General features: G+C 73.9%; 13 protein-coding genes and 1 riboswitch. Of the genes, 8 read left to right on the top strand and 5 right to left on the bottom strand.

What is annotated here, in order from left to right:
• The first annotated feature begins 13 nt into the window (after window positions 1-13).
• The 3 genes from ACYVKZ_RS16715 to ACYVKZ_RS16705 are packed head-to-tail and all read left to right on the top strand — an operon-like array spanning window position 14 to window position 3,223.
• Entirely contained in the window at window positions 14-1,141 is a 1,128-nt protein-coding gene (locus ACYVKZ_RS16715) for an NAD(P)/FAD-dependent oxidoreductase (protein WP_460993387.1), read from the top strand.
• Between the two features lie 10 nt (window positions 1,142-1,151).
• The gene (locus ACYVKZ_RS16710) at window positions 1,152-2,393 is read left to right on the top strand and encodes an amidohydrolase family protein (protein WP_460993386.1); all 1,242 of its coding nucleotides are present in this window, start codon (window positions 1,152-1,154) and stop codon (window positions 2,391-2,393) included.
• Between the two features lie 29 nt (window positions 2,394-2,422).
• Window positions 2,423-3,223, top strand: coding sequence for a CPBP family intramembrane glutamic endopeptidase (locus ACYVKZ_RS16705; protein ID WP_460993385.1), 801 nt, complete (start codon window positions 2,423-2,425; stop codon window positions 3,221-3,223).
• 95 nt (window positions 3,224-3,318) lie between these two features.
• On the opposite strand, the gene ACYVKZ_RS16700 is transcribed toward ACYVKZ_RS16705, so the two are convergent.
• The 5 genes from ACYVKZ_RS16700 to ACYVKZ_RS16680 all read right to left on the bottom strand — a co-directional run bounded on the left by ACYVKZ_RS16700 (window position 3,319) and on the right by ACYVKZ_RS16680 (window position 7,186).
• Window positions 3,319-3,957 carry a VOC family protein gene (locus ACYVKZ_RS16700; protein WP_307006133.1) on the bottom strand — a complete coding sequence of 213 codons (639 nt, stop codon included), beginning with the start codon at window positions 3,955-3,957 and terminating at the stop codon, window positions 3,319-3,321.
• Between the two features lie 79 nt (window positions 3,958-4,036).
• Complete coding sequence (locus ACYVKZ_RS16695) at window positions 4,037-5,086, bottom strand: sensor histidine kinase (protein WP_460993384.1); 1,050 nt, start codon at window positions 5,084-5,086, stop codon at window positions 4,037-4,039.
• Window positions 5,083-5,751: a response regulator transcription factor gene (locus ACYVKZ_RS16690; protein ID WP_460993383.1), complete on the bottom strand. Its 669-nt coding sequence runs from the start codon at window positions 5,749-5,751 to the stop codon at window positions 5,083-5,085. Before ACYVKZ_RS16690 ends, ACYVKZ_RS16695 begins: the two co-directional genes overlap by 4 nt.
• 54 nt (window positions 5,752-5,805) lie before the next feature.
• Entirely contained in the window at window positions 5,806-6,435 is a 630-nt protein-coding gene (locus ACYVKZ_RS16685) for a VTT domain-containing protein (protein ID WP_460993382.1), read from the bottom strand.
• 7 nt (window positions 6,436-6,442) lie between these two features.
• A complete protein-coding gene (locus ACYVKZ_RS16680) occupies window positions 6,443-7,186 on the bottom strand; it encodes a phosphatase PAP2 family protein (protein ID WP_460993381.1) in 744 nt (247 codons plus the stop codon).
• A gap of 225 nt (window positions 7,187-7,411) precedes the next feature.
• On the opposite strand from ACYVKZ_RS16680, the gene ACYVKZ_RS16675 reads away from it, so the two are divergent.
• The 5 genes from ACYVKZ_RS16675 to ACYVKZ_RS16655 all read left to right on the top strand — a co-directional run bounded on the left by ACYVKZ_RS16675 (window position 7,412) and on the right by ACYVKZ_RS16655 (window position 12,172).
• The gene (locus tag ACYVKZ_RS16675; RefSeq protein ID WP_460993380.1) at window positions 7,412-7,630 is read left to right on the top strand and encodes a type II toxin-antitoxin system Y4mF family antitoxin; all 219 of its coding nucleotides are present in this window, start codon (window positions 7,412-7,414) and stop codon (window positions 7,628-7,630) included.
• Complete coding sequence (locus tag ACYVKZ_RS16670) at window positions 7,627-8,940, top strand: type II toxin-antitoxin system HipA family toxin (RefSeq protein WP_460993379.1); 1,314 nt, start codon at window positions 7,627-7,629, stop codon at window positions 8,938-8,940. Before ACYVKZ_RS16675 ends, ACYVKZ_RS16670 begins: the two co-directional genes overlap by 4 nt.
• 80 nt (window positions 8,941-9,020) lie before the next feature.
• Window positions 9,021-9,133, top strand: a riboswitch (SAM riboswitch).
• Window positions 9,134-9,146: 13 nt separating this feature from the next.
• Window positions 9,147-10,538 carry a bifunctional o-acetylhomoserine/o-acetylserine sulfhydrylase gene (locus ACYVKZ_RS16665; protein ID WP_460993378.1) on the top strand — a complete coding sequence of 464 codons (1,392 nt, stop codon included), beginning with the start codon at window positions 9,147-9,149 and terminating at the stop codon, window positions 10,536-10,538.
• 20 nt (window positions 10,539-10,558) lie between these two features.
• Window positions 10,559-11,698: a homoserine O-acetyltransferase MetX gene (metX, locus tag ACYVKZ_RS16660; RefSeq protein WP_460993528.1), complete on the top strand. Its 1,140-nt coding sequence runs from the start codon at window positions 10,559-10,561 to the stop codon at window positions 11,696-11,698.
• A 129-nt stretch (window positions 11,699-11,827) separates the two neighbouring features.
• On the top strand, window positions 11,828-12,172 hold the full coding sequence (locus tag ACYVKZ_RS16655) for a hypothetical protein (RefSeq protein WP_460993377.1): 345 nt from the start codon (window positions 11,828-11,830) through the stop codon (window positions 12,170-12,172).
• Window position 12,173 lies beyond the last annotated feature (1 nt).

The raw sequence follows: 12,173 nt of genomic DNA, 5'->3' as shown, positions 1-12,173 counted from the left end.
CTACAGTGAGGCCATGACGGCCACCACCAACAGCGCCCAGGATGTCGACGTCCTCATCGTGGGAGGCGGGATCGCCGGCCTCTCGCTCGCCTCGGAGCTCGCCGGCAGGTGCCGGGTGGCCCTGGTCGAGGCCGAGCCCTCGCTCGCCTACCACACCTCCTCCCGGTCCGCGCAGCAGCTCATCCCCAGCTACGGCCCCCCGCCCGTGCAGGAGCTGACCCGCCGCACGCTCGAGGCGCTCGCCGACGCCGCCGACGGCGCGGGCCGCCGGCTCGTGTGGCCGAGCAGCTTCATGCTCGTGGGAAGCCGCGCGGACGTGGAGTCCGAAGCTCACGAGGGGATGCGGGCGCTCAGCCACGAGGAGGCCACGCGGCTCGTCCCCGCGCTGCGGCCGGGGGCCTTCGAGGCCGCCGCCCTCGACACGGACTCCGTCCGCGTCGACGCCGCCGCCCTGCTCGCCTTCCACGAGGAGCGGGCACGCGACCGCGGCGTCGGGCTCCACGTCGGCACCCCGGTCCACAGCGCGCAGCGCGTGGGCGAGGGGTGGCTCGTGGGCGCCGGCGCCGAGGGCTTCCACGCGGCCAACGTCGTCAACGCCGCCGGCGCGTGGGCGGACGACGTGGCGATCCTGTTCGGCGTCGAACGGCTCGGCCTGCAGCCCTACCGCCGCACCGCGGCCCTCGTCTCCCTTGCCGCCCCGCTGGGACCCGAGACCCCCATGGTCGCCGCGGCGGACGACACCTGGTACTTCAGGCCGGACCCGGCCGGCGCCCTCGTCTCGCCCTCGGAGTCCGAGCCCTCCCGTGCCGAGGACGCCGTCCCGCGGCCCGGCGACATCGAGGCCACCCTGGCCCTCATCCGCACGGTCGCCGACCTCGAGGTCACCGGGATCGTTCGGGCCTGGACGGGCCTGCGGACCTCGCCGCGGGACGGCCTGCCCGTCCTGGGCTTCGACCCCGAGGGCCCCGGCTTCTTCTGGCTCGCCGGGCAGGGCGGCTACGGCTTCCAGACGTCGACCGCGCTGGCGGAGGCCGCCGCCGCCCAGCTCCTCGCCGGACCCGACGCCCTGCGCACGGGCGTGAGTCCGGTATCCGAGACACAGCGGGCCCTGGATCCGCACCGCCTGTCCGTGCGCAGCTGAAGATGGAGGCATGAGCCTCCTCATCGACGCCATCGGCGAGCTGTCCACCCAGCACCTCACCGGCGAGGCGAGCCCCGCCTCGGGCGAGGGAGCCGGCGTGCTGCGAGACGCCGCCGTCGTCCTCGAGGGCGAGCGGATCGCCTGGGTGGGCCGCTCCGCGGACGCCCCGGTCGCGGACGAGCGCTACGACGCACAGGGCCGCGCCGTCCTGCCCGGGTGGGTGGACTCCCACTCGCACCTCGTGTTCGCCGGCGACCGCACCGCCGAGTTCGAGGCGCGCATGGCCGGGCAGGCGTACGCCGCCGGCGGCATCGGCGTGACGACCGCCGCCACGCGCGCCGCGTCCGACGGCGAGCTCCGCCGCCTCCTCGCGGTCCGCGTCGCCGAGGCGGTGGCCGGGGGGACCACGTATCTGGAGACGAAGACCGGCTACGGCCTCGAGGTCGGGCACGAGGCGCGCAGCGCCGCCCTCGCCGCCGAGGCCGCCGACGAGGTCACGTACCTCGGCGCCCACCTCGTGCCCGCCGGCGCCGACCCCGAGGCGTACACCGACCTCGTGTGCGGGGCCATGCTCGAGGCCGTGCGCCCGCACGTGCGGTGGGCCGACGTCTTCTGCGAGACGGGCGCGTTCACCGAGGAGCAGTCCCGCCGCGTCCTCATGGCCTGCAGGGACGCCGGGCTCGGCCTGCGCGTGCACGGCAACCAGCTCGGCCCCGGCGCCGGGGTCCGCCTCGCGGTCGAGTTCGGCGCCGCCAGCGTGGACCACGTGAACTTCCTCGACGAGGCGGACCTCGCCGCCCTCGCGGGCAGCTGGGCCGGGTGGACGCCAGCCCGGCCCGGCGGCGCCGCCGGGACCGTCGCGACCGTCCTGCCCGCGTGCGACCTCTCGACCCGGGCCCCCCTCGCGCCGGCCCGCCGCCTGCTCGATGCCGGGGTGCAGGTCGCGATCGCCTCCAACTGCAATCCCGGCACGAGCTACACGAGCTCGGTCTCCTTCTGCGTCACGACCGCCGTGCTGCAGATGGGCCTGACGGTCCAGGAGGCCGTGCGCGCCGCGACCTTCGGCGGCGCGCTCGCGCTGCGCCGGCACGTCGGGGCCGACGCCGACGGGCAGCGGGCGGTGGGGTCGATCGCCGTCGGCCACCGCGCCGACCTCCACCTCCTCGACGCGCCCAGCGCCACCCATCTCGCGTACCGGCCGGGGATGCCGCTCACCCATGCCGTCTGGCGTGCGGGGCAGCGGATGCGCTGAGCCGGCCCGCGAGCGGGCAAGATAGGTCCATGCCGCAAGCACGCGCCGTCGTCCGTCCTGCCTCCCGCGCCCGCTGGCGCGCCCAGCTGGCGATCGTCCTCGGGCTCTCCCTGGGGCAGTCGGCGGTCTACTCCGTGGTCCAGCTGCTCGACAAGGCCACCCGGGCGCCGCTGTCGCAGGGCACGAGCACCCTCAACCGCTCGCTCAGCCCGCGCGAGTACTTCGACCTCGCCTACCAGCTGCTGGACATCGTGTTCTCGCTCGTGCCGGTCGCGCTCGTGCTGTACTTCGTATGGGACGCCGCGGCCCGGCGCGGCCCCGCGGCGCTGCCGTGGAGCGCGCCGTTCCGCCGCCTCGGGTTCGACTTCGCCCGCCCCGGCCGCGACTGGCTGTGGGGCCTGGGGCTGTTCCTCGCCATCGGGGTCCCCTCGCTCGGGCTCTACTGGGCCGGACGCGCCCTCGGGGTCACGACGGCCATCATCCCCAGCGGCCTCGACGCGCACTGGTGGACCGTGCCCGTGCTCATCCTCTCCGCGATGCGCCACGCGGTGCTCGAGGAGGTCATCGTGGTCGGATTCATGCTCGGCTGGCTGCGCCGGCTCGGGTGGCGGGCCCCGGCGGCGATCGCCGCGAGCTCGCTGCTGCGGGGCAGCTACCACCTGTACCAGGGGATCGGGCCGTTCTTCGGCAACGCCGTGATGGGGGTCGTGTTCGCCCTCGTCTACCGACGCTACGGGCGGGTCATGCCGCTCGTGATCGCCCACGCCCTGCTCGACATCACGGCGTTCGTCGGCTTCAGCCTCGTCGGGAAGGCCATGGGCCTGGGCTAGGCGGGACCCCGCAACAGCGCGCCAGAGACCCCACAGCGTTGTGGGGTCTCTGGCGGCGTGTTGCGGGGTCTCTGGCGGTCGGCGGCTGGGTCGTGTCAGATCGTGACGGCGCCGTCGGCCGTCTCGAACGTCACGGACATGATGCCGGGGGTGCCCTTCGGCGAGACCCATTCGACCGCGACGTCCTCGAGCGGCCGCTCGACGGGCTCGCCGAGCCACTCCGTGACGCGCTCGGCCGAGCCGGCGATCGTGAGCCGGCTCATCCGCACGGTCCCGGGGTAGGCGTTCGACGGGTGCAGCGAGGGGTCGCCCTCCCACTTGAGCATGTACGGCACCTGCGGGTCGGCGATGAGCCCGAGGATGCCGATCTGCTTCCAGACGAGCTCCCGGCCGTCCGGGAACTTGCGGTTGCCGGGGACGGCCTGGCGGCCGAGGCGCTGCTCGAAGGGGGCGAGGTCGTCGACCTCGACGCACCATCCCATCCACCCGCCGCCCGCGGCGCTCCGGGCGCGGACCGCCTGGCCGAAGGGCGCCTTGCCCGAGGCCGGGTGGTCCAGGACCTCGACGACCTCGAGGTAGTGGTGGTCCGTGAGCGGGATGATCATGTTGCGGGTTCCGAAGCGCGGGTGGACCCCGCCCTTGACTGCCTCGACCCCGAGCGCGTTGGCGATTCGCTCCGTCGTGGCCAGAAGGCCGTCGGCTTCGCAGGCATAAGATACGTGGTCCATACGCATGGAAGTCATGGTGCCACTTTGTGATGGGCGCCTCAGCTTAGGGTTGCCTTAGTTGAGACGGGGCGCGGAGGAGGTGCCGTCAGCGCGCCAGGGGCAGCGAGACCTCCATGGTCGTCCCGGCCGCGCCCGTCTCCGCGATCCGGACCGATCCGCCGTTGCGCACGGCGATGTCCCGGACGAGGGCCAGGCCGATCCCGAAGCTCCGCCGGCCGGCCGGCGAGGTGGTACCGCCGCCGGCATAGCGGTCGAAGACCCGCTCGGGCACCGGCCCGGCGATCCCCGGCCCCGTGTCCGCGACGGTGAGCAGCGCCGCGGTGCCCTGGCCCGGGGGACGGCCGCCATCGGTGACCCGCACGCCGACGGTGACCCGGCCGCCGTCGGGCGTGTACTTGACTGCGTTGTCTGCGAGCGCCACGATCACGCGCCGCAGCGGGGCCGGGGCGACGGCGACCGGGACCGCGCTGCCGGGCGTGTCCGCGGCGACGGCGATGCCCCGCTCGCCGGCCAGCACGGCGACGTCGGCCACGACGTCGCGGGCGAGCCCGGCGAGGTCGGTCGGCGTCTCCGGGATGTCCGGTCCGCCGGAGACGCTGTGGAGGAGGTCCTCGATGACGGCGGCGAGCTTGGCGGAGTCCGTGCGCAGCTCGGCGAGGACTCCGGCCGCCTCGCTGTCGGGTCCGAGGCGCCGCTGCGCGAGCTGGATGCGGGTGTTCAGGACCGTCAGCGGCGTGCGCAGCTCGTGGCTCGCGTCCTGGACGAAGCTGCGCTGGAGGGCGAGCGACTCGCCCAGGGGCTTGACCGCCTGCCGCGCCACGAGCGCGCCGACCACGCCGGCGAGCACGATCCCGAACACGCCGCCCGCGACGAGGGCGCCGAAGACGTCCACCGTGTCCAGGAGGATCTGCTGCCCGCTGCGCGCGGCATGCGCGGCGATCTCCGAGGGCTGGGACTTGACCCAGATGAAGACGGCGGCGGCAGCGAGGAGGAGGACGACGACGACGGCGACGGCCGCCGCGATCTGCAGCCCCACTTTCAGCGCGGCCCTCCGCAGGGCGGCCTCGTCCGAGTTGGCGGGGAGGCGCCGCGGGGAGCCGGGGCGCCCGCGCCCGCGCCCGGCCTGCGCGGTCATTCGAGGCCGCCGAGCTGGTAGCCGACGCCGTGCACGGTCCTGATCACGGTCTTGTCCGTCTTCTTCCTGAGGTAGTGGACGTAGGTGTCGACGACGCCGGGCGTGTCGCCGGCGTCGAACACGGAGGCGAGGAGCTCGGCGCGCGAGTGCACCCGGTCCGGCTCCGCCGCAAGCCGCGCCAGCAGCGACGACTCGGCGGCCGAGAGCTCGACCCGGTGCCCGTACGGCGAGGTCAGCACGCGCGCCGCCGGGTCGAGGTCCCAGGACCCGACGGGCAGCAGCGCCGGGGCGGGCGGCCCGTAGGTCCTCGTGAGCGCGCGGAGCCTCGCGGCCAGCTCGTCGGAGTCGAAGGGCTTGACCAGATAGTCGTTGGCGCCCGCGTCGAGGCCCTCGACCCTGTCCGGGACGCTGCCGAGGGCCGTCAGGATGAGGACCGGCACGGCCAGCCCCCGGGCGCGGATCGACTTCACGAGCGAGACGCCGTCCACCAGGGGGAGCCCGCGGTCCACCACGAGGGCATCCCAGTCGCCTCCGAGCGCCAGCCGGAGGCCCTCCCGCCCGTCCGGGGCGAGGACCACGTCGAAGTCGTCACCGAGCAGCTCCGCCATGAGCGGGCCGAGCTGGGGGTCGTCCTCGACGAGCAGGACGCGTGGCGTGGCAGTCATGGCTGACATTGTGCCAAGCGCGACCTCCGGACGCCTGGGTGCGCAGGCCCGGGCTCAGTCCTGCTCGACGCCCACGGGCTCCGGATCGGGCTGGGCGGCCTTGCGGCGGCGGCGCCAGATCTCGAGACCGACGGGGATGACCGAGGCTGCGACGATCAGCACGGAGAGGATGTCGATGTTCTTGGCGATGAACTCGACGTGGCCGAGCCACACGCCCAGCAGCGTGATCGCCACCGACCAGGCGACGCCGCCGAGCACATTCCAGCCGATGAAGCGGCGGTAGGGGTAATGGGCCAGGCCCGCCGCGAGCGGGACGTAGGTGCGCACGATCGGCACGAACCGGGCGAGAACGAGGGCGCGGCCGCCGTACCGGCCGAAGAACTCCTCGGCGCTGTCGAGGTAGGAGAGCTTGAGCACGCGCGCGTCGGCGCGGAACCAGCGCTTGCCCACGAACCGGCCGAGCAGGTAGCCGGCCTGGTCGCCGCCCACCGCCGCGGCCGCGACGACGAGCATGAGCACGGGCAGGCTCAGCCCCAGCTGGGCGTGGAGGAGGCCCACCGTGAACAGGAGGGAGTCGCCGGGGAGGAAGGGGAAGAGCAGGCCGGACTCGATGAAGACCATGAGGGCGATGACGCCGAGGACCCAGGGGCCGGCTCCGGTCAGGAGTGCAGTGGGATCGAGCATGGTGGAATCAGCGGCTTTCGGGTCGGGTGATGAAGGGCAGCCTGGCCAGCACCGGCGGCACGAGGCGGTTCCACAGGCCCGCGAAGAGGAAGATCCCGGCAATCGAGGCGGGGAAGGAGGCGAGAACGTCCATCGGGTAGTGCATACCCACGTAGACACGGGTCCACGCAACGAAGACCGAGGCCGCGAAGCCGATGGCCAGGATCCACAGGCCCCAGCGCGTGTGGCGGAGCAGGAAGTACAGCGCGATGGTGAGCGAGACCGCGAAGCAGACGTGGCCGCTCGGGAAGCTGTTGGGGTCCATGGCGTCGGAGATGGGGTGCGCGAGGAGGCCCTGGTCGGGGCGCTGGCGGTGGACGGCGTACTTGAAGATCAGGCTGTAGACCCAGCCGAAGCCGGTGATGCCGACGACGGCGATCGCGTCCACGGGGGTGCGCCGCACGAACCACAGGACCGCGAGCACCACGACGAGGATCACGATCGCGCCCTTGGGGCCGAGGATCTGCTCGAGTGCCAGCGCGACGGTGTTCATCCACGGCACGTGGTGCAGGCTCATCCACGCGTCGACGTTGAACTCGGCGTTCGTGTACGCGCTCGTGGTCGCGGCGAAGCCCAGGGCCAGCACCACGACGCTCATCAGCACGGGGACGAGGATCCAGTGCTTGAGCGTGGGCAGGTGGAGGAGCCGGCTACGCGCCGGGAGGTCGGCCCAGGCCCGAGGCCGGGGCGACGCGTCGTGGGAGGTCGTCATAGACCCCATCATCCGGCCGGCCGTCTAAGACCGCTCTAAGAACCACGGCCGCCCCCGCGAGCCCCGCGGGCGGCACGATCGTGCCGGTTCGCCGGCCGCGCTGTGGCTTGACTCACAGGATTCGGCCGCGCAAGCTGGTGAGCGGAACGTTCGTGCCGGTGAGGTGCTGCGTCCGGGATGCCGGTGCCGGACCCGCGGTCCGCGGCGGGGAAGCGGGGGAGGCGTGTGGGCAGGCTCAGCAGGGCGGTCGCCGGCGAGGTGCGGGCCCGCCGTCGGGCGCTCGGACTGACACAGCAGGACCTCGCCGAGCTCGCCGGGGTGAGCGAGCGGTTCGTCCGGTTCGTCGAGCAGGCCAAGGCGAGCGTCCAGCTCGACGCCCTCGAAGCGGTCCTCGACGCGCTCGGGCTCGAGCTGCGCCTCGCCGGCAGGGGGGAGGCCCCATGACCCGGCACCGGATCGCCGACGTCTACAAGGCCGGGGTCCTCGCCGCCCGCCTCGAGCGATTCGACGGGGGCACCCGCTTCGCCTATCTGCCCGCCTACGTCTCCTCCGGCGGCGAGCCCGTCGCCAGCACCCTCCCGCTCACGGGCCGCCCGGTCGTGACCGGCGCGGGGGCCGTCCCGCCGTTCTTCACCGGCCTCCTGCCGGAGGGCCGGCGGCTCGCCTCGCTCCGCCGTGCCGTCAAGACCAGCGCCGACGACGAGCTCGGGCTCCTCATGGCCGCCGGCTCGGACCCCGTGGGCGACGTGCAGATCGTCCCCCACGGCGAGCCGCTCCCCGGCGCGGGCGCGCCCGGGGACCCCGGCGGCGGGACAGGGGTGCGGGACGGCTCCGGGGGCGGCCCGGAGAAGCAGGCCGTGGTCCTCGATCCCCGCCGCACCCCCGACTTCGCCAGTCTCCTGGACGACCCGAACCTCGTGGACCCCAAGGCGCTCGCCGGGGTGCAGGACAAGGTGAGCGCCGGGATGATCTCCGTGCCCGCGGCCCAGTCCGGACGGAGCTACATCCTCAAGCTCAACGCCCCGGAATTCCCCCATGTGGTCGAGAACGAGCACCTCATGTACCGGTACGCGGCCAGGCTGCGGATCCCAGTGAGCCCGGTAAGGCTCGTGCACGACGTCGCGGGGCGGCCCGGGCTGCTCGTCGAGCGCTTCGACCGGCCACCCCGAACGGCCGCAGCCGGTGGGGCCGGAGCCGGCGGGACCGCCACCGGGGACACCGGCGTCCTCCGTCTGGCCGTCGAGGACGGCTCGCAGCTGCTAGGCCTGTACCCCGCGGACAAGTACAACGTGAGCTACGAGGAGCTGTGCCTGGGCGTCGCCGCCCACTGCGCCGCGCCCCTGCCCGCCCTGCGGAGCCTGGCGCTCCAGGGGGCCTTCGCCTGGCTCACCGGCAACGGCGACCTGCACGCCAAGAACGTCTCGGTGGTCCGCGGGCTCGCGGTGCCGGGGGAGTGGGCGGTCGCCCCGGTCTACGACATCCCCTCGACCGTGCCGTACGGGGACAAGTCGCTGGCCCTGCCGCTGGCAGGCAAGCGCACCGGGATCTCCCGGCGGCACTTCCTCGCATGGGCGGGCGAGCTCGGGCTCCCCGCCAGGGCAGCGGAGGGGGTGCTCGCGGCGGCGCTGCGGGCCGCCGGGCCGCTCCTGCCGGACCTCGAGGCGGCCGACGGCGGCCCCTCGCCGTTCGCGCCGGCCGCCACCCGGGCCTGGGTGAGGGAGCTGAGGCACCGGCGCCGCCTCATGGAGGGCTGAACGGGGCCGCCGAGGGTGCCAAGTCACACACGGTCACAGTCTTCGGGGCCCCTCGCGGCCGCCCCTACACTCGTGCCATAGGTCATGAGCGCCAGCGCCAAACCCCGGTTCGCTGGCCGGCAACCCCCCCGCCGCGGTGGGGTGCCCCGGGTGAAGACCTGGGCCGGCGAGAGCCGCCGGTCAAGCGCAGCGCAGAGGAGCTTGCTATGTCCGGCAACCCCCAGTGGTCCTTCGAGACCCGCCAGATCCACGTCGGCCAGACCCCGGATGCCGAGACCGGCGCCCGGGCCCTGCCGATCTACCAGACCACCTCGTTCGTGTTCCCGAGCGCCGAGAGCGCCGCGAAGCGCTTCGCCCTCGCGGAGCTCGCCCCCATCTACACGCGCATCGGCAACCCGACCCAGGACGCGGTCGAGCAGCGCATCGCGAGCCTCGAGGGCGGCGTCGCCGCGCTCCTGCTCTCCTCGGGCCAGGCCGCGACGACCTACTCGCTCCTCAACGTCGCCGAGTCCGGCGACCACGTGGTCGCGAGCGCGAGCCTGTACGGCGGCACCTACAACCTGCTCAAGCACACCTTCGCCAAGTTCGGCATCGAGGTCACCTTCGTCGAGGACCCGGACAGCCTGGACGAGTGGAAGGCGGCCGTCCGGCCCACCACCAAGGCGTTCTTCGCCGAGTCGATCTCCAACCCGCGCCAGAACGTCCTCGACATCGAGGCCGTCGCCGACGCCGCGCACGCCGTCGGTGTCCCGCTCATCATCGACAACACCGTCGCCACCCCGTACCTCGTGCGCCCGCTCGAGCACGGCGCGGACGTCGTGGTCCACTCGGCCACGAAGTACCTCGGCGGCCACGGCTCCGCGATCGCCGGGGTGATCGTGGACGGGGGCAGCTTCGACTACGCCCAGGACCCCGCCCGCTTCCCCGGCTTCAACACCCCGGACGAGAGCTACAACGGGCTCGTGTTCGCCCGCGACCTCGGCGTCGGCGGCGCCCTCGGGGCCAACCTCGCCTACATCCTCAAGGCCCGCGTCCAGCTGCTCCGCGACCTCGGCTCCGCGGTCTCGCCGTTCAACGCGTTCCTCATCGCCCAGGGCATCGAGACCCTCTCCCTGCGCGTCGAGCGCCACGTCGAGAACGCCCAGAGGGTCGCGCGCTGGCTCGAGGCGAGGGCCGACGTCGAGGCCGTCGCCTACGCGGGCCTGCCCTCGAGCCCCTGGCACGAGCTCGGCCGCAAGTACGCCCCGAAGGGCACCGGCGCGATCGTGTCCTTCGAGCTCGCGGCGGCCGAGGGCGTGGACCCCGCCGCGGCGGGGGCGGCCTTCGTGGACGCCCTGTCGCTGCACTCCCACGTGGCCAACATCGGCGACGTCCGCTCGCTCGTGATCCACCCGGCCTCCACCACCCACGCCCAGCTCACGGCGGAGCAGCAGCGCGCGGCGGGCGTGACCCCCGGGCTCGTGCGCCTCGCCGTCGGGCTCGAGAGCATCGACGACATCCTCGCCGACCTCGAGGCCGGCTTCGCCGCGGCAGCCGCCGTCGGGCAGTCCCAGGACGGGGCCCGGCAGGGGGAGGCCGTCGCGGAGCCCGTCGCGTGACGCTCCTCGACCGCCCGGGGCTGCCCGGCGCAGCCGCCGCGCGCGGCAGCGAGCGGACGACGGCGCCGCGGCAGGACGGCGTCGTGCTCACCGCCGGCGTCGGGGCCCTCCAGCTCGAAGCCGGCGGCGCGCTGCCCGAGGTCGAGCTCTCCTACGAGACGTGGGGCACCCTCGACGCGGACGCCTCCAACGCCGTCCTCATCCAGCACGCCCTCACCGGCGACACGCACGTGGCCCAGGGCCACGGCGAGGAGCCCGGCTGGTGGGACGCGCTCGTGGGGCCGGGCAAGCCCGTGGACACCGAGAAGTACTTCGTCGTCGCGGCCAACATGCTCGGGGGCTGCTACGGCAGCACCGGGCCCAGCAGCCTCGACCCCGAAGGCGTCCCGTGGGGGTCCCGGTTCCCGTTCGTGACGATCCGCGACTCGGTCCGCGCCGAGGCCCGGCTCGCCGACCGGCTGGGGATCCGGAGCTGGCACGCCGTGGTGGGAGGGTCCATGGGCGGCGCCCGGGCCCTCGAATGGGCGGCGATGTACCCGGACAGGGTGCGCCACTGCGTGGTCGTGGCCATGGGCGCGTACTCGACCGCAGAGCAGATCGCGCTCGCGCAGGCGCAGCTCCTCGCCATCCGCCAGGACCCGGCGTTCCGCGGCGGCGACTACTACGGCGGTCCCGCGCCGGTGGCGGGCCTCGGGCTGGCCCGGCGCATCGCCCACATCTCCTACCGTTCCGAGGCCGAGCTGAACTTCCGGTTCGGCCGCCGCGGCCAGGGCGCCGAGAATCCGCTCGAGGCGCCCGGCGGCGCGGCCGAGCGGGGCCGCTACCAGGTGGAGAGCTACCTCGACCACCAGGCAGAGAAGCTCGCGGGACGCTTCGACGCCAACAGCTACGTGGCGCTCACCGAGGCGCTCATGAGCCACGACGTGGGCCGCGGCCGGGGCGGCGTGCAGCGGGCGCTCGCCGGAGCCAAGGCGGAGTTCTTCCTCGCTTCGGTGAACTCGGACCGGCTCTACTTCCCGGAGCAGAGCGACGAGCTCGCCCGGGCCCTTCCCGGCGAGGTCCCGGTGCACTCGATCGACGCCAAGATCGGCCACGACGGATTCCTGACCGAGATCGGGCAGCTCGGCGCCCAGCTGCGCCGAAGGGTCTTCACGCTCTGAGCACTCCGGCGCGGGGGACGCCCCGCGCCGGAGCGACCCCGTCGGCCGAGCCACAGGAACCACACAGCTTTCTCCCTCCCGAGCCACATCTGCATCCTCCATGCTGGAAGGAGACCAGAGGAGGATCTGATGGGCGAGAGCATCCGTGAGACGGGCCGGCGCCGGGCACGTCTGGCCGCTGTGGCCGTCGGCGCCAGCGGCGTGTTCGGCGTCGGCGCGATCGCCGCCGCCGTCTACGTCCCAGCGGTGGTCCAGAACGTCACCAACACCGGCGGCTCCGACGATTCCGGCCAGAACGGCTCAGACGGGGGCCAGGGCAGCGTCACCGGGCAGGACGACGGCGGGACCACGAACAGCCCCCTGAACAACGGCGGCAGCCGCCACAGCCGCTACCAGCAGTACCAGTCCGGCCAGCAGGGCGGCCTCGCGCCGTCCCAGGGCGGCGGCCCCATGGGCCAGTCGTCGGGCTCCTGAC

The sequence above is a fragment of the Sinomonas soli genome (assembly GCF_054782415.1).
The sequence above is the reverse complement of the archived record's forward strand: the minus strand, read 5'-3'. Positions and strand labels throughout refer to the sequence as shown.

Excerpts from the sequence above, each read along its gene's own strand:
- ACYVKZ_RS16715 (WP_460993387.1), top strand. The coding sequence starts at position 14 with ATGACGGCCACCACCAACAGCGCCCAGGATGTCGACGTCCTCATCGTG.
- ACYVKZ_RS16710 (WP_460993386.1), top strand. The coding sequence starts at position 1,152 with ATGAGCCTCCTCATCGACGCCATCGGCGAGCTGTCCACCCAGCACCTC.
- ACYVKZ_RS16705 (WP_460993385.1), top strand. The coding sequence starts at position 2,423 with ATGCCGCAAGCACGCGCCGTCGTCCGTCCTGCCTCCCGCGCCCGCTGG.
- ACYVKZ_RS16700 (WP_307006133.1), bottom strand. The coding sequence starts at position 3,957 with ATGCGTATGGACCACGTATCTTATGCCTGCGAAGCCGACGGCCTTCTG.
- ACYVKZ_RS16695 (WP_460993384.1), bottom strand. The coding sequence starts at position 5,086 with ATGACCGCGCAGGCCGGGCGCGGGCGCGGGCGCCCCGGCTCCCCGCGG.
- ACYVKZ_RS16690 (WP_460993383.1), bottom strand. The coding sequence starts at position 5,751 with ATGACTGCCACGCCACGCGTCCTGCTCGTCGAGGACGACCCCCAGCTC.
- ACYVKZ_RS16685 (WP_460993382.1), bottom strand. The coding sequence starts at position 6,435 with ATGCTCGATCCCACTGCACTCCTGACCGGAGCCGGCCCCTGGGTCCTC.
- ACYVKZ_RS16680 (WP_460993381.1), bottom strand. The coding sequence starts at position 7,186 with ATGACGACCTCCCACGACGCGTCGCCCCGGCCTCGGGCCTGGGCCGAC.
- ACYVKZ_RS16670 (WP_460993379.1), top strand. The coding sequence starts at position 7,627 with ATGACCCGGCACCGGATCGCCGACGTCTACAAGGCCGGGGTCCTCGCC.
- ACYVKZ_RS16665 (WP_460993378.1), top strand. The coding sequence starts at position 9,147 with ATGTCCGGCAACCCCCAGTGGTCCTTCGAGACCCGCCAGATCCACGTC.
- ACYVKZ_RS16655 (WP_460993377.1), top strand. The coding sequence starts at position 11,828 with ATGGGCGAGAGCATCCGTGAGACGGGCCGGCGCCGGGCACGTCTGGCC.